Raw genomic sequence first — 16,551 nt, forward strand, 5'->3', positions numbered from 1 at the left:
TAACCAGGAGGAAGGTATCGTGGCCAAAAGAATATTTATCCTATTGCTGGCAGGGCTTTGCTTTGTTTTTACCCCCGGTATTCAGGCAAAAGAGCTCCAGGGGGTGTCGTTTCCCCAAGAAAAAATTGTTGACGGAAAAACCTTGACCCTTAACGGAGTGGCTTTGCGAAAGGCCCTGGGCATAATCAAGGTGTTTGCCGGAGGATTTTATCTGGAAACCCCCACCACCGATTATAAAACTGCCATTGAATCGGAACAGGTGAAATATTTTTATCTGGAATATCTTACCAGTAAGGCCACGGCAAAAAAGCTCCAGGACGGGTTTCTTAAAAGTATTACAAAGGCCAACCCCCCTGAATTGGTTGCGGCCCAGCAGAAAAATATTGAGCTTTATGCTTCCTGGCTGGATCAGGACATGAAGCCCGGCAGCACTTCAGAATCAATCTATGTCCCGGGAAAAGGGCTGACCCTGATTGTGAACGGTAAGACAAAGGGAACCATCAGCGATGTCTCCTTTGCCCGGATGTATTACCGTTACAGCCTGGGCAAAAAAGCCGATAAAAAATTGAGAAAAGGGTATCTGGGCTTGTAATTTTACTTTTTTTTTTATTAGAAAATAAAACTTCCGGGCAACCTCAGCAGAGCCACCCCCCGATGGGCAATAGGAACCGGACAATTGAGCTGTCTACAGTTCCGGTCCGGGACCATTGCCCATCGGGGGGCGGCGGTATAATACCATTTGGCTCCGCGTCTACGACCCTATATTCGTTGTGTTCGTAAGGAGATGTGGGTTTATATGAAACTCCAGCCAAAGCCCTGTAATAATTAGGGTTTTCATTTTTCATTGTGGGCAGGTCAAACCCCAATATGATCTGCCCGTGGCAGTTATATGAAAACCGTTTCGGGATAATTAAAATTATTTCCGGAAACGGTTTTTTTATGTTTTTACAGACTCTGTTTTCGCACGGAGGTGGGATTTTCTTTGAGGTATTCCAGTCGGTTCAGCCCATTGATATAAGCCAGGGCGCTGGCAGTGAGAATGTCAGGGTCTGCCCCTTTACCCAGGGCCACCATGCCGTCTTCACTGAGACGGACTGTTACTTCACCCTGGGCATCGGTACCTGCGGTGAGGGCGCTGATGGAAAAGCGCAGCAGTTCCGACTGGGTATGTGTCAGTTCTGAAATGGTGGCAAACACGGCATCAATGGGGCCGTTTCCTTCGGTGGTACCTTTCACCGTACGATTATGTATTTTCATGTGTACTGTGGCACAGGGATACACTGTTGTACCTGTGGATACATGGAGATATTCCAGTTGAAATACCTGGGAACTTCTTAAAACGCCTTCATTTACCAGGGCCTCAATATCCTCATCCTGGATGCTTTTTTTTCTGTCACAAAGGTGCTTGAATTTTTTAAAAACCATCTCCAGCTCTTCGTCGGAGAGATTGTAACCCATGTCTTCAATGTGGGAATTTAACGCATGGCGACCGGAATGTTTTCCAAGAACCAGGGAGTTTTTGTTCAGGCCGATGGTTTCAGGCTTCATGATCTCATAGGTCATGGGATTTTTTAACACCCCGTCCTGGTGAATTCCGGCTTCATGGGCAAAGGCGTTGGCCCCCACAATGGCGCGGTTGGGCTGCACCAGAATACCGGTGATCATGCTCACCAGACGGCTGGTGGGGTAGATCCGTGTGGTATCAATGGAGGTGGTTTCCGGGAAAAAATTGGGACGGGTGTTCAGGGACATCACCACCTCTTCCATGGAGGTGTTGCCTGCCCGCTCCCCAATGCCGTTGATGGTTACTTCTGCCTGGCGGGCACCGGCCCGGATGGCGGCCAGGGTATTGGCCGTGGCAAGCCCGAGATCATTGTGACAATGAACACTTAAAACAGCTTTATCCATATTGGGGGTGTTCTTCATTATGTATTTCACCAGATCGCTGAACTCTCCCGGGATGGCATATCCCACGGTGTCAGGCAGGTTCAGTGTGGTGGCTCCGGCCTCTATGGCAGCCCCGAAAATTTTACACAAAAAATCAGGATTACTGCGGGAGCCGTCTTCGGCGGAAAATTCCACGTTGGGGGTGAGGGATGCTGCATGGGAAACAGCCTTTACGGCCGCTGCCACCACTTCATCCCTGGACATTTTAAGTTTATACTCCATGTGGATGTCCGAGGTGGCAATAAAGGTGTGGATGCGGGGATTAACGGCCTGGCGTACGGCATCCCAGGCCATGTTGATATCATGTTCCGTGGCCCGGCAAAGGGCGGCAACCTGGGTCTTTTTCAAGGCCTTGGCCACCATTTCAACAGCTTTGAAATCGCCTTCGGATGCTGCTGGAAAACCGGCTTCAATGACATCCACCCCCAGCGCTTCAAGCTGGGTGGCAATGCGCAGTTTTTCCGCTTCGTTCATGCTGGCACCGGGGGATTGTTCACCATCCCTGAGGGTGGTGTCAAAAATAATGATTCTATTGTCCTTAGTCATGATTACCTCTATGTATTTAAGTTGTCAGTTGGTTGGTTTTGTAAAGAAAGCTTATATTGAAAACTGTCGGCCAGGGCCTGCCAGCTGGCTTCAATGATATCCTCGGAAACCCCGATGGTGTTAAAAATATCGTTTTCATCCCTGGATGAGATAATGACGCGGACCTTTGCATTGGTACCTGCATCTCCCTCCAGTACACGCACCTTAAAGTCAACCAGATGCATGGCATTAAGATCAGGAAATATATTGGTCAAGGCTTTACGAAGGGCATTATCCAGGGCACTCACAGGCCCGTCTCCTTCGGCGGCCGTGATTTCAACGGTATCCCCCACCCGTATTTTAATCATGGCATGGGCATAGCATGGCCTTTCTTTATCCTTTTCAATGGTCACCCGAAAGGATTCAAGATCAAAATGGGGCTGGAATTGTCCAGTGAGTTTTTCCATGAGGATTTTTAAAGAGCCCTCTGCCACGTCAAACTGGTACCCTTCATCCTCAAGTTCCTTGATGTTGGAGACAATGCCATGGTGTTTTCGACTGTCTCCGTCAATGGCCACGCCCATTTCCCGGGCTTTATATTTGATGTTGCTTTTTCCCGACTGTTCCGACACCAGTACCCGCCTTGCGTTGCCCACCAGGACGGGGTCCATGTGTTCGTAAGCCCTGGCCTCTTTCATCACCGCACTGACATGGATGCCTCCTTTGTGTGCAAAGGCGCTGTGTCCCACAAAGGGACGGCTGTTCAAGGGGGTCATGTTGGCAGTTTCACTGACAAATCGGGACAGCGGTCTCAGTTTTTTTAAATTGTCCAGGGAGCAGCAGTTCATCTGGAGTTTTAATCGAAGTATGGGCATGACGGCTGTCAAATCTGCGTTGCCGCACCGTTCTCCATATCCGTTGATGGTACCCTGGACCATGGTGGCCCCGCATCGAACAGCTGTGACGGAATTGGCAACGGCCATGCCGCAGTCATTGTGGGCATGGATGCCAAGGGCAATGGGTTCCTGAAAGCTTTTCTGGAGGGCTTTATCCACATCCCGGGTGATTTTTTCAATATCATGGGGCAGGGTGCCGCCGTTGGTATCACAAAGGATCAAGGTGCGGCAACCGCCGTCCACAGCAGATTTGAGGGTTTTCATGGCATATTCCGGATTGTCCAGATACCCATCGTAAAAATGTTCTGCATCATAAAAAACTTCCCGGTCATGATCCATCAAAAAGGCAACGCTTTCCCGGATCATGGCAAGATTTTCCTCAAGGGTAATTTCCATGATGTTTACATGCAGATCCCATGATTTGCCGAAAATGGTCACTGTTCCCACACCGCAGCTTATCAACGCTTTAAGAGTGTCGTCTTTCTCCACAGGGGTATGGGGCCTCCGGGTGGAGCCGAAGGCTGTGATTTTACTGTTTTTAAATTGGGTCTGGGACACCAGTTCAAAAAAACGCATGGCATTGGGATTGGCACCGGGCCATCCGCCTTCAATATAGGGAATTGCCATATCGTCAAGTCGAAGGGCAATTTTGATCTTATCTTCAGGGGAGAAAAAGATATTTTCCCCCTGCATGCCGTCCCGGAGGGTGGTGTCGTATAAATTTACTGTTTTCATGGGACTCTTTTTTTCCTGCTTTTTATGGCAGGTCTCCTTGGGGTTTTCAATCGTATCTGCCATGCTTGTGTTAAGGCCGTTGACGGAAAAGAATATACCGGAAAACAAAACCATCAACCGGTATATTCTTTGACAGAAACAACTTGAACCATTAAAGTTTTTTCTTTTCTCTGCCCAGTGCAATGGAGCCTGTGCGGGCGGTTTCAATGATTCCCATGGGCTTTAAAAGATCAATGAACGCCTCAAGCTTGCCCTCGTCTCCTGACATTTCAATGGTGTAGTGGTCCGGCCCCACATCCACCACCCGGCATCGAAAGATATCAACGATTCTGAGTATTTCCGCCCGGAGTTCCGGTCTTGCATGGACCTTTATAAGAATCAGTTCCCTTTGGACATATTTTTTTTCTGTGAGATCACTCACCGTGATGACGTTGATTAATTTATGGAGCTGTTTTTTTATTTGCTCAATGATATGCTCATCACCGTTGGTGACCATGGTGACCCTGGACAATTTCTGGTTCTCGGCTGTCTGGGCCACACTTAAACTTTCAATATTGTATCCTCTGCCACTGAACAGTCCGGCAATTCTGGAGAGAACCCCCGGCTCATTGTCCACAAGGATGGAGAGTAGATGTTTTTCAATTTTCATTGGTTAAGCCTTTTGTCTTTGCAATTTAGCCTGGAAATGTAAAAATCTTCCCCGACATTTTCATTCCGGACAGAGCAGACGTCGGGGCGGTATAATACCATTTTTCATATATGTTAAATGCTTTTACACCAGAAGCATCTCGTTGATGGCACCACCGGCGGGTACCATGGGATATACCAGTTCTTCCCGTTCCACCAAAAACTCCATGATCACGGTGCCCGGCAGATTTAATCCTTCTTTGAGGATGGATGCCACATCTTCGGGTTTGTCGGTTTTTAATCCGGTGGCTCCATAGGCCTGGGCAAGTTTTACAAAGTCCGGGGTCATTTCCATGTTGGTGGAGGCGTAGCGTTTGTCGTAGAACAGTTCCTGCCACTGGCGCACCATGCCAAGGTATCGGTTGTTGAGAATGACAATCTTAACGGGCAGGTCCGCAGCAATGGCCGTCATGAGTTCCTGACTGTTCATCTGAATGCTGCCGTCCCCTGCCACGCACACCACTGTTTGATCCGGGCAGGCGGCCTTGGCACCAATGGCGGCGGGCAGACCAAAGCCCATGACGCCAAGTCCGCCGGAGGTGATAAAATGGTTGGGATGGTCAAAGTGATAATACTGGGCCGTCCACATCTGGTTTTGACCCACCTCTGTGGTGATGATTGCGTTGGGGCCGGCCAGTTCGTGAAGGGTGTCAATGACAAATTGAGGTTTGATCACATCAGGTCCCTGGGTGAACCGCTGGGGAGAGGTGGCCTTCCACTGGGCAATCTGGTCAATCCATTCTTGTCGGTTCATGGTGCTTCCGTTAATTTCTTCCGGATCTTCTTTGGCCAGAAGTTCATTGAGCAAGGCCAGGCTGATTTTGCAATCCCCCACAATGGGGCAGGTGGCTTCAACATTTTTATGGATGGACGTGGGATCAATGTCAATTTGAACAATGGTGGCACCGGCGGCAAATTTATCGGTTCTGCCCGTTACCCGGTCATCAAATCGAACCCCGGCAGAGATCATGAGATCACAGTTGGTAACAGCCATGTTGGCCCGGTAGGTGCCATGCATGCCGGGCATGCCCATCCACAGAGGATCAGATCCGGGAAAGGCCCCCAGCCCCATGAGGGAGGCTGTCACCGGCATTTGGGTGGTGCGGGCAAGCTGGGTGAGTTCCGGGGACGCTTTGGACAGCACCACCCCTCCTCCGGCAAAGATCACCGGTTTTTTTGCCTTTTTAATGAGTTTCACCACCTTGGCCAGCTGTTTTTTATTGGGATCATAGGTGGGTTTGTAGGAGCGCAGTTTTGCCTTTCCCGGGTCTTCAAATTCAATGGTGGCTGCCATGATATCCTTGGGAAGATCCACAAGCACCGGTCCGGGTCTGCCTGATGTGGCAATGTAAAAGGCATCATTAATGATTTTGGCCAGCTTTTTGATATCTTTTACCAGATAGTTGTGCTTTGTGCAGGGCCGGGTGATGCCCACAATGTCCACTTCCTGGAAGGCGTCATTGCCGATGAGGGCCGTGGGAACCTGACCTGTGAAAATCACAACAGGGATGGAATCCATGTAAGCCGATGCAATGCCGGTGATGGTGTTGGTGGCACCGGGGCCGGACGTCACCAGGGCCACCCCGACGCCGCCCTTGGCCCTTGCATAGGCATCTGCCATGTGAACCGCTGCCTGTTCATGGCGGACAAGGATGTGACGGAGATCATTGTGGTTTTCCAGTTCATCATAAATATCAATGACAGCCCCTCCGGGATATCCGAAAATGGTGTCCACGCCCTGTTCTTTAATCATTTTTATCAGGATCTGTGCGCCTGTGAGTTTCATTTTATTGCTCCTTTAAGATGGCACCGTTGCCGGCGGAACTGACCTGCCGTGCATACCTTGCCATGTATCCCTTTTTAATTTTGGGTTCCGGTTTTTTCCATTGGGAAAGACGATGATTGATTTCTTCTTCTGACACCAGAAGCTCAATGGATTTTCCCGGAATATCAATTTTAATCTGGTCATTTTCCATCACCGCAGCCAGTGTTCCTCCCTGCATGGCCTCCGGAGAAATGTGGCCAATGGATGCGCCCTTGGACCCGCCGGAAAATCGACCGTCGGTGATCAATGCCACATCACCGTCAAGCCCCATGCCGGCAATGGCCGAGGTGGGGGTGAGCATTTCCCTCATGCCGGGTCCCCCTGCAGGGCCTTCATAGCGGATGACAATGACATCACCTTTGTTAATGCTGTTGGAGAGGATGGCTTCTGTGCCAGCTTCTTCGGAATCAAACACCCGGGCCGGACCCTGGTGGGTGAGCATCTCTTGTTTCACGGCCGATTGTTTCACCACACATCCTTCCGGGGCAATGTTGCCAAAAAGAACGGCAAGTCCCCCCTCTTTGTGATAGGGATCATCAAAGGGGCGGATTATATTTTTATCTTTTACGGTGACCCCTTTAAGATTATCAGCAAGGGATTTTCCCGTGGCAGTGATGCAGTCCCCTTGAACCAGGCCCTGTTCCAGCAGTATTTTCATGACAGCGCCAATGCCGCCGGCATTGTAAAGATCCACAATGTGGTCTTTGCCCCCGGGGCTTAATGAGCATAGATGGGGGGTGATTTTACTGATCTCGTTGATGAGATCAAGCTCAATATTAAGCCCTGCTTCATGGGCAATGGCCTTTAAATGAAGCACTGTGTTGGTGGAACAGCCCAAAGCCATGTCCACGGCCAGGGAGTTTTTAAATGCTTTTTCCGTTAAAATATCAAGGGGTTTTATATCTTGTTGATATAATTCCATCACGGCCATGCCCGCCTGTTTGGCCAGTCGGATTCTTTCGGACATGGGACCGGGAATGGTGCCGTTACCGGGCAGCCCCATGCCAATGGCTTCGGTGAGACAATTCATGGAATTGGCGGTGAACATTCCTGCACAGGATCCGCAGGTGGGGCAGGCGGCATCTTCAATGAGGGTGAGTTCTTCTTCTGCCATTTTATCGGCACTCACCGCTCCCACGGCTTCAAACACGGAGATGAGGTCTATTTTCTTATTATGATCATGGGGGTGTTTTCCCGGCAGCATGGGACCGCCGCTGACGCAGATGGCGGGAATGTTCAGCCGGGCTGCGGCCATGAGCATGCCTGGAACAATTTTGTCACAGTTGGGTACCATGACAATGGCATCAAAGGGGTGGGCCGTGGCTGAGACCTCTATGGAATCGGCAATGAGTTCCCGGCTGGCCAGGGAGTAATGCATACCCGCGTGGTTCATGGCAATACCGTCACACACCCCAATGGTGGAAAATTCCATGGGAGTTCCCCCGGCCATGCGGATGCCGGCCTTAACAGCTTCAACAATGGTGTCAAGGTGCATATGCCCGGGGATCAGCTCGTTGGCAGAGTTTGCAATACCCACCAGGGGTCTTTTAATTTCTTCATCTGTGAACCCCACTGCTTTCATCAGACTTCTATGGGGTGCCCTGGCAATGCCTTTTTTTGCTATGTCACTTCTCATTATATGCTTTCTCCTTTAAAACATTTTTGAATCTGTTCAGGTCTCTTTGGATCTCCGGGACCAAATTAAGTTTGATAAAACTAAAAAAAGCCGTTATCAGCGCTGGGGCTGATAACGGCTTTTTTAATAATTCTTAATGCTTATGCCACAGTCAGCCCTTTCTTTGCCGGGTGATAATAATCACCTCCACAAGAATGACAGATAGTAGCACGTTAAGAATAAATATATTGATCATGTTTTTTCTTTTTCTCTAAGGGGGAATTCCGATGAATCGGAAAATATTCTTTCTGCTGCGGGCATGCCCGTCATAAAATGGGATTTGCCTGCTTCAGTACTTTTAAATTCTGTTGAACAAAAAGCTGTTCAATCGCCATGGATATTTAATATCATCCATACCTATGGATAACTTAATTCCCTACAGTAGGCAAAAATATATGTCAAGGTAAAAAAATATTATGGCACAATAAAGGGGGGAATTATCTTGACATAGCGGAATCTTTGAACCTATTCTTTTCTTATAATTGTCACGGGAGGACCGTATTTTGATCCGGTTCTGCTGAGGTTGCCCGGAAGTTTTATTTTCTAACTCAACTTTCGGTGTTCGCATTTCGTGGTGGGGTCAGGCTTTCGTTATTGACATTATCGAGGCTTTTTTCGTTGGCAAAGGCCTTGGTCGATAACATCAATAACAAAAGCCTGACCCCGTCGGCACATTGGCCCCATCGGTACATTTAAAAATGCCGGCTTTAAAATGAAGCCCGAAAGTTGAGTTTCTAATAAACGGCCATAATGCGCTGCATCACAATAAATAATGAAAGTCTATTATAAAAATGGCATGTTTCATTTTCCAGTTTACACTTTCCAGACAGATATATCCATTTCCCGGAAAAACTTGATAAAAAAGTGTAAACTACTTTTGAAGTTGTATGAAAGATGCCATAAAAATATCTGAATGGTTCTACTATTCTGTATATATCTGAAATTGTGACATTTAAAATTATTTTTTATAAAAAAATCGGACTGGAGAACACTTAATTGAATAACAAAAAGTTGTATGGACAAAAAAAATGGCTGGATTTTTATGAACCGGAGGTGGTTGAAACACTGAATTACAAGCACCTTATCATGCCGGAATTTCTGGACAATACAGTGGCGGAGTTTCCCGGCAATATTGCCCTTATTTTTCAAGGGTATAAAATGACCTATGCTGAACTTCATGAAGCTGTGGGGCGTTTTGCCGCGGCTTTGAAACAGTTGGGAATTAAAAAAGGCGACAGTGTGGCCATTTTGCTTCCCAATGTAATTCCCTGTGTGGTGGCGTACCATGCAGCCCTTAAACTGGGCGCTGTTGTGGTGATGAACAATCCCTTGTATTCGGATCGGGAATTGACCCATCAATTTAATGATTCCAATTCTAAGGTGTTGATCACCCTGGATCTGCTTGCCCATCGCATGGTAAAACTCCGGAAAAAAACAACGGTTCAAAAAATTGTCTATACTTCCATTGGTGATTATCTTCCCTTTGCCAAGCGGCTGCTTTTTCCTCTGGTGGCAAAGAAAAGGGGATTGGTTGCAGATGTTAAACCGGCAAAAGACCTCTTTAAGTTCAAGGACCTTCTTTCCCGCCATGAACCGGATCATACCATGGCGGATATTGGGTTTGAGGATACTGCCATGTATCAATACACCGGGGGAACCACCGGAGTGTCCAAGGGCGTGGTGCTCACCCATGCAAACCTGAGCTGTCAGGTTCAGCAGCTTGAAGCATGGTTTCCTCATTTCCAGAGGGGAAAAGAGGTTATACTGGGCGCTCTGCCTTTTTTTCACGTATTTGGCATGTCCACTTCCATGAATTTTGCCATCTATATGGGCCTGGGCAATATTCTGGTTCCCAAGCCCCGGCCGGATGCCCTTCTGGAGACCATTACCCGGTTCAAACCCACCTTTGCCCCCCTGGTACCCACCATGTATATTGGTATTCTTAACCATCCGGATCTTGCCCGGAGCGATTTGACCAGTCTTAAAGGGTGTTTTTCCGGAAGTGCCCCCCTTCCCATGGATGTGATCAATCAGTTCCAGGACTGCACCGGTTCCATCATTGTGGAGGGATATGGATTAACAGAAACCACCCCGGTGACCCATGTGAATCCCTTCCATGGTAAGCGAAAACCCGGCAGCATCGGCTTACCCATCACCGATGTGGAATGCCGCATTGTGGATATGGAAAAAGGGGATATTGATCTGCCCCCGGGGGAAAGCGGGGAGTTGCTCATCCGGGGGCCCCAGGTGATGAAAGAGTATCTTAACCGGCCCGATGAAACCCGGAAAGTACTCACTGCAGATGGCTGGCTCCACACAGGAGATGTGGCCAGAATGGATGATGAAGGGTATTTTTATATTGTGGACCGCATTAAGGATGTGGTGTTGTCCGGGGGATATAATGTTTACCCCCGGGAAATTGAAGAGGTGCTTTACCGGCATCCCGATGTGGTGGATGCCGGTTGTGTGGGGATTCCCCATGAAACCCGGGGGGAGTCCATTAAAGCATTTCTGGTATTAAAAAAAGGGGCGCATTTGACCCCCAAAGAAGTCATTGACTTTTGCAAAGGAAAATTGGCAACATACAAACTTCCTGTGGCCGTTGAGATCCGGGAGGAACTGCCTAAATCCACGGTGGGAAAAATTCTTAAAAAAGATCTAAAGCGTGAATAAAAACAATAAATTAAAAAAATCCAGGTCCCTTGCTCCACATTTGACAATCTGAATTTTTAAGGAGTTCATGCATGCGGTTAAGGGTTATTGTTCTTGTACTTGCCATTCTGGCCTTTCTTTCGGTGTCCACCGGTGGGGGGCTTTATTATCTTTCTTTGAGAAAAACGGTGTTCAGCCAGGCGGAAGATTATGCAGAGACACGTCTTGAGCTGCTTCAACGCCAACTTACCACCTTTTTGTCGGAACACATTCGCCCTGTGAAAATACTGGCAGGCCTTAAAGAACTCAGGATGATTCTGGAAAAAAAAGATGCGGTATACCAGGCCAATGTGGACAGCATTCTGGATAATTTTGTGAAATCCTTGAATGTTGAGGTGTGTTATCTCATGGATGCCCATGGAGAGACCATTGCTTCCAGTAACCGCAGCAAATACGATAGTTTTGTGGGAAAGAATTTTTCCTTCAGACCCTATTTTAAAAAGGCTGTCAACGGCACACCTGCGGTCTATCTTGCCCAGGGAACCACCTCCAGAAAGCGTGGTATCTATTATACCCACCCCGTTTATGACCGCCATGGCCATGTGGTCCTGGGGGTGGCCGTGATCAAAGCCTCTGTGGAGCGCATTGAATCCAAATTGTTTGCCGGTTCTGAAGGGGTCCTGCTGGTGGCAGATGCCAATGGCGTGATTTTTATTTCAAGCAAACAGGAATTGCGGTTCATGCTCTTATGGAAACTGTCCAGGGATCGCATCCGTGCCATCAATGAATCCCGGCAGTTCGGGGACGGGCCCTGGCTGTGGACCGGTTTTAAAAGGGAAAATGAGCTCCATGTAATGGATCGAAGTCAGGCCCGTTTTTTATATTCAGACATGGCGCTTGATGGGTTTCCGGGATGGAAAATTGTCCACTTAATGAGCTGGGAAAATATTGGAAAACACTTGGCTGACCCCTTTGTCCGGGTCATCGGACCTGTGATTGTGGTGGTTTCCATTTTCATCGGTATTGCGGTTTTTATTTTATATAACATGGCCTCAAAGGAGATTGTCCGGCGGAAAAAAGCGGAAAAAGAGTTACGCTACAGTGAGGAGCGGTATCGGCATATCTACAACCATACGCCGGTGATGCTCCACTCCATTGATACCAGTGGCACCATCATCCGGGTCAGTGATTACTGGCTGGATAAAATGGGGTATGAACGCCATGAAGTGATTAACAAACCCCTCACCGGTTTTTACACCCGGGAATCCCGAAAAATTGCAGAAGAGGTTATTTTCCCTGTGTTTTTTAAAACAGGCTTCTGCAAAGATGTGCCCTATACCTATGTGAAAAAAAACGGGGGACACATTGAGATTCTACTCTCCTGTTTCGGGGTGAGGGATGATGACGGGAAGGTGGTAAGATCCCTGGCCGTGAGTGTGGATGTCACGGAGAAAAATCAGGTGCAAAAAGATCTTGAGCAGGCCAAGGAACAATTGTCCAGGTACTCCCAGGATCTGGAGCAGCAGGTGGAGACCCGCACATTAGAGTTAAAAAAGGTACATAATACCCTGCGGCAGTTGTCCGGTAAAATCATGGCTGCCCATGAAAATGAAAGACGCAAGGTGGCCCGGGAGCTCCACGATCATCTGGGGCAGATTTTAACTGCCCTTAAAATGGACACGGTGTGGCTGGAAAAGAATCTTATGACATCCAATGAAACAGCGGCCCTGCGTGCCCGGCGCATTTCATCCCTGATTGATGATACCATTGAAGATGTCAGACGCATGGCCTTCCAGCTCCGTCCCGGTGTATTGGATGATCTGGGGTTGGTGGCGGCCCTGGAAATTTTGACCCGGGATTTTGAGGACCGATCGGAGATTTCCTGCATTTTTCTCCATGACAATGTACCAGAGGTGGACGATACCCTGGCCACAGCTTTTTACCGCATTGCCCAGGAAGCCATGACCAATACGGCAAGGCACGCCAATGCCACTGCAATTAAAGTGGCATTAAATTTAAACCGTGGTGTTCTTGTGCTCTGTGTCACAGATAACGGGTGTGGATTTTCTCCGGGGGATCAAAATGGAAACGGTTCTGAAGGTCTGGGACTCACGGGCATGAAAGAACGGGCCTCTCTGGTGGGGGGAGAGCTTTGCATTGACAGTTACCCCAGTGGGGGAACCCGGGTGTGCTGCCATGTGAAAATTCATGGGGAAGCTCAATTGAACTGAACAAAAAAACAGGAGCTATAAATTATGATGATCAAAGTGCTGCTGGCCGACGATCATAAAATTGTAAGAGAGGGGTTGCGCCGGATAATAGAAGAAAGCGGAGAAATGGAAGTGGTGGCCGAGGCCGCCGATGGCAATGAGGCCATTTCCCGGGCCTTGGAAACCCGGCCTGATGTGGCTGTGGTGGATATCTCCATGCCGGGCATGGATGGGCTTGAAGTGGTTTCTCAGTTAAAGACCCTGGCACCCTCCATGCCGCTGCTGATTCTCACCATGCATGATGAAGAGCAGTATGTGGTGCGGGCTGTGGAATCCGGTGCCATGGGCTATGTAACCAAACAGTCGGCCCCGGAACAGTTGGTGGATGCGGTGAAAAAATTGTATGCAGGAGGTCTCTATCTCACGGAAAAAGCCAGTGAAGCCCTGGCATTAAGGGTTATCCGGGGCGATAAGGCCAAATCCGATGCAGAGTCCCTTTCCATGCGCGAACTCCAGGTGCTCAGGAAACTTGCATTGGGCCAGACCAACCACGAAATTGCAGACAGCTATCATCTCAGTGTTAAAACCGTGGATACCTATCGATCCCGCATTTTAAAAAAACTCAACCTTCGTAACAATGCAGAGCTGTCACGGTTTGCCATGCAGAATAAAATTATTCAGATTTAAGGGAGTCAGATCTTATTGATTTACCATTTACAAAACTCAGACCGCCATATTTTATAGGTGGCATATTGGATAAACGGTAAATTAAAAACTGCTGACTCCCCAAATACTGACAACTGTTTGTGCCCGTCAGTCATAAATTTTCCAATTTGTCACCGTATAATGTGTGTTTTTTTGAATTTAAACACATCTCATGTGGTATGAAAATGAGAGATTTAGATCCATGGGTGTTTGTGTTACATGTTTTTTATGCTTGAAACCCATCGTTCGGGTACGATGGTGGAAAATTTTTTATAAACAGGCAGCATGGCTTTTTGCAGGTTTTTTTTCTGGTATTCATTTAAAGTGCTGATGCCGGGACGATCATGGGTTTTTGCGTATATTTTGATTTGTTCTGATTGCTGTCTGTCAAGTTCTTGGGCCTTTTTTCTGACGTTTTTTGTTACATCTTCCAATATAGCGGTCAGTTTGTTTTGAATGTGGCCGGGTAGTTTTTCCCAAAATGCCTCATTGATGATCACCAGATACCCAAGGTATCCATGATTTGAAAATGTAAGATATTGCTGTACTTTGTGGAAATTGCCCGTGTAGATATTGGACGCCGTATTTTCCTGGCCATCCACAATCCCTTTTTTAAGAACCTCGTACACCTCCTGGAAAGGGAGACGAAGCCCTGTTGCCCCCAGGGATTTCATCTGGGTTTCCAGAACATCGGAACTCATGATTCTGAATTTAAGTCCCTTGAAATCATCTGGAGATAAAAGGGGATGAACATTACAAGTAAATTGTTTAAAGGCATTGTCCCAGAAAGTGAGAAGCCGGATACCCAGGTTTCGGTTGAGGAAAATTTCTTTCATTTCCTCTCCAATGGCACCGTCCATGGCATTGTGGACAGATTGGATGTCAGAAAAGAGAAAGGGCATGTCAAACAGCTGCAGTGCCGGGACAATACCCATGAGTTTAGCAGACGAAGGTGCTGCCATTTCAAGATCTCCTGCGGCCAGGGCTTCAATGGCTTCATTATCCCGGTAAAGGGTTCCATTGGCAAAAACCTCCACCCGCACCTTTCCATTCAATTCCCGGTTAACACGTCGTGCAAATTCCTTGGCCCCCCAGCCTTTGGGGGTATTGGGGGCAACCACATGGGAAAACCGGATGACAATGGGGGCATTCGATGCCAGTGATTTTCCCAATATTACGATGAAAATCATTAGACTCAATAAAAAAAATCCATATTTATTTCTCAATGATTTTTTCCCTTTGATTCTGAAATAACTGCCACGGGAAGACCTTATTCTGATCCGATTCCACCCACAACAAAGATTCAAATACACCCCTGATTCGCGGAGTCTTTCATATAAACCGCCACGGGCGGACCGTATTCTGCCCCGGTTCCGCCCACAACAAAGATAGAAATACTCATCGGCTTTGCGGAGTATTTCATATAAAAAAAATATGATTTATGATGATTCGGATTTTACAATCAAAGGATGAGTGAGGCAATCAGAGAATTTTGTATTGTCATGTAGGTAAAAATACTACATTTGTTATTTATTTTAATTATATTAGTTAGTTATCTTGATTTGTAAGAAAAATACCTACATTATAATCAGAAATACCCGCATTGATATTTCTTTTTTGCACTGTTAGACAATTACCATGTAGTATTTTACGATCCACACCCGAAATTTATTTAAAACAACGCATTTAATCCAAGGAGAATTTCATGAAAAGCAAACACATTGCTCTTATTACGGGAATTTGTCTTTTTTCTGCCATGACATTAATTTTTTCAGGATCTGCCTTTGCCAAAAAAGAAAGAATTATTTTTGGCGGCGGTCCTGCAGGCGGTACATTCCAGGTGGTGGCCAATGCCGTTCAGGTTTTTAAACCCATTAAAGCAGCTGAAAACTTCAAGGTGCAGGCCCAGTCTTCGGCCGGATCTGTGGAGAATTTACGAAAAACCAATGCAGGTCGACAGCACATGAGCGTTGTTTACTCCGGTCATGTATGGCTGGGCAGCAAAGGTAAAATGAAAAACGATACCAAGGTATATGAAAATGTTAAGGCGGTATCTTATCTTTATGGCGCACCCGGTCAGCTGGTTGTCCGTGCCGGTTCCGGCATCAAAAGTGTAAAAGATCTTGTGGGTAAAAAAGTGGGCGTGGGCAATGCCGGTTCCGGTGCCTTTGCCAATTGCGAGCTTTTCTTTTCCTACATGGGTGTATGGGATAAGATTGAAAGAAATGCCATGGGTTACAATGATGCAGCCCAGGCCTTTGGTAATAAACAACTGGATGCTTTCTGGCTGTTTACTGCATTCCCAAGCGGTGCCGTTATCATGGCGGCCCAGACCAATGACATTGAAATGGTAAACCTGGGTGCAGATGCTGAAGCTTCCGGATTTTATAAAGAATATCCCTACTTTTCAAAACTTATCATCCCTGCCGGTACCTACAAAGGCGCTGATTATGACTCTCCTTCCTTCCAGGATTCAGCCCTGTGGGTTGCCAATGCAAAGGTTTCTGATGACGTGGTATATGAGATGCTTTCCATTATTTACAGCGATGAAGGCCTTAAGCACATGATCAGCCAGAAAAAGACTTTTAAAGAGATGGCAGTGGAAACCGGTATTAAAGGTATTGTAACCCCGCTTCATCCCGGTGCTGAAAAGTTCTGGAAAGAAAAAGGTCTCTTGTAATTCATCATCCCCCA

At 47.4% G+C, this 16,551-nt stretch carries 11 protein-coding genes; 5 read left to right on the forward strand and 6 right to left on the reverse strand.

The window, feature by feature from the left end; translation table 11 throughout:
- The first annotated feature begins 19 nt into the window (after nt 1-19).
- Nucleotides 20-592, forward strand: a complete 573-nt coding sequence (locus B9A32_RS12455) for a chalcone isomerase family protein (RefSeq protein ID WP_170923811.1) — start codon at nt 20-22, stop codon at nt 590-592.
- Between the two features lie 353 nt (nt 593-945).
- Here B9A32_RS12455 and B9A32_RS12460 read toward each other — a convergent pair whose 3' ends face one another.
- The 5 genes from B9A32_RS12460 to ilvD all read right to left on the reverse strand — a co-directional run bounded on the left by B9A32_RS12460 (nt 946) and on the right by ilvD (nt 8,251).
- The gene (locus B9A32_RS12460) at nt 946-2,493 is read right to left on the reverse strand and encodes a 2-isopropylmalate synthase (protein ID WP_084069777.1); all 1,548 of its coding nucleotides are present in this window, start codon (nt 2,491-2,493) and stop codon (nt 946-948) included.
- An 8-nt stretch (nt 2,494-2,501) separates the two neighbouring features.
- On the reverse strand, nt 2,502-4,103 hold the full coding sequence (gene cimA / locus B9A32_RS12465; protein ID WP_084069868.1) for a citramalate synthase: 1,602 nt from the start codon (nt 4,101-4,103) through the stop codon (nt 2,502-2,504).
- A 151-nt stretch (nt 4,104-4,254) separates the two neighbouring features.
- Nucleotides 4,255-4,752, reverse strand: a complete 498-nt coding sequence (gene ilvN, locus B9A32_RS12470) for an acetolactate synthase small subunit (RefSeq protein WP_084069778.1) — start codon at nt 4,750-4,752, stop codon at nt 4,255-4,257.
- 123 nt (nt 4,753-4,875) lie between these two features.
- Nucleotides 4,876-6,576, reverse strand: coding sequence for a biosynthetic-type acetolactate synthase large subunit (gene ilvB, locus B9A32_RS12475; RefSeq protein WP_084069779.1), 1,701 nt, complete (start codon nt 6,574-6,576; stop codon nt 4,876-4,878).
- 1 nt (nt 6,577) lies between these two features.
- A complete protein-coding gene (gene ilvD, locus B9A32_RS12480; RefSeq protein WP_084069780.1) occupies nt 6,578-8,251 on the reverse strand; it encodes a dihydroxy-acid dehydratase in 1,674 nt (557 codons plus the stop codon).
- 1,035 nt (nt 8,252-9,286) lie between these two features.
- On the opposite strand from ilvD, the gene B9A32_RS12485 reads away from it, so the two are divergent.
- From B9A32_RS12485 to B9A32_RS12495, 3 genes are all read left to right on the forward strand, one after another.
- Complete coding sequence (locus B9A32_RS12485; RefSeq protein ID WP_084069781.1) at nt 9,287-10,963, forward strand: long-chain-fatty-acid--CoA ligase; 1,677 nt, start codon at nt 9,287-9,289, stop codon at nt 10,961-10,963.
- A 71-nt stretch (nt 10,964-11,034) separates the two neighbouring features.
- Entirely contained in the window at nt 11,035-13,173 is a 2,139-nt protein-coding gene (locus B9A32_RS12490) for a sensor histidine kinase (RefSeq protein WP_084069782.1), read from the forward strand.
- Between the two features lie 24 nt (nt 13,174-13,197).
- Nucleotides 13,198-13,839, forward strand: coding sequence for a response regulator transcription factor (locus tag B9A32_RS12495; protein ID WP_232367145.1), 642 nt, complete (start codon nt 13,198-13,200; stop codon nt 13,837-13,839).
- Nucleotides 13,840-14,072: 233 nt separating this feature from the next.
- Here B9A32_RS12495 and B9A32_RS12500 read toward each other — a convergent pair whose 3' ends face one another.
- Nucleotides 14,073-15,047 carry a DctP family TRAP transporter solute-binding subunit gene (locus tag B9A32_RS12500; RefSeq protein ID WP_139795816.1) on the reverse strand — a complete coding sequence of 325 codons (975 nt, stop codon included), beginning with the start codon at nt 15,045-15,047 and terminating at the stop codon, nt 14,073-14,075.
- Nucleotides 15,048-15,562: 515 nt separating this feature from the next.
- On the opposite strand from B9A32_RS12500, the gene B9A32_RS12505 reads away from it, so the two are divergent.
- Nucleotides 15,563-16,537 (forward strand): TAXI family TRAP transporter solute-binding subunit, encoded by a 975-nt coding sequence (locus B9A32_RS12505; RefSeq protein WP_084069784.1) that lies wholly within the window; start codon nt 15,563-15,565, stop codon nt 16,535-16,537.
- Nucleotides 16,538-16,551 lie beyond the last annotated feature (14 nt).

The organism is Desulfocicer vacuolatum DSM 3385 (assembly GCF_900176365.1).
GTDB lineage: Bacteria > Desulfobacterota > Desulfobacteria > Desulfobacterales > Desulfobacteraceae > Desulfocicer > Desulfocicer vacuolatum.

Excerpts from the sequence above, each read along its gene's own strand:
- B9A32_RS12460 (WP_084069777.1), bottom strand. The coding sequence starts at position 2,493 with ATGACTAAGGACAATAGAATCATTATTTTTGACACCACCCTCAGGGAT.
- cimA (WP_084069868.1), bottom strand. The coding sequence starts at position 4,103 with ATGAAAACAGTAAATTTATACGACACCACCCTCCGGGACGGCATGCAG.
- ilvN (WP_084069778.1), bottom strand. The coding sequence starts at position 4,752 with ATGAAAATTGAAAAACATCTACTCTCCATCCTTGTGGACAATGAGCCG.
- ilvB (WP_084069779.1), bottom strand. The coding sequence starts at position 6,576 with ATGAAACTCACAGGCGCACAGATCCTGATAAAAATGATTAAAGAACAG.
- ilvD (WP_084069780.1), bottom strand. The coding sequence starts at position 8,251 with ATGAGAAGTGACATAGCAAAAAAAGGCATTGCCAGGGCACCCCATAGA.
- B9A32_RS12490 (WP_084069782.1), top strand. The coding sequence starts at position 11,035 with ATGCGGTTAAGGGTTATTGTTCTTGTACTTGCCATTCTGGCCTTTCTT.
- B9A32_RS12495 (WP_232367145.1), top strand. The coding sequence starts at position 13,198 with ATGATGATCAAAGTGCTGCTGGCCGACGATCATAAAATTGTAAGAGAG.
- B9A32_RS12500 (WP_139795816.1), bottom strand. The coding sequence starts at position 15,047 with ATGATTTTCATCGTAATATTGGGAAAATCACTGGCATCGAATGCCCCC.
- B9A32_RS12505 (WP_084069784.1), top strand. The coding sequence starts at position 15,563 with ATGAAAAGCAAACACATTGCTCTTATTACGGGAATTTGTCTTTTTTCT.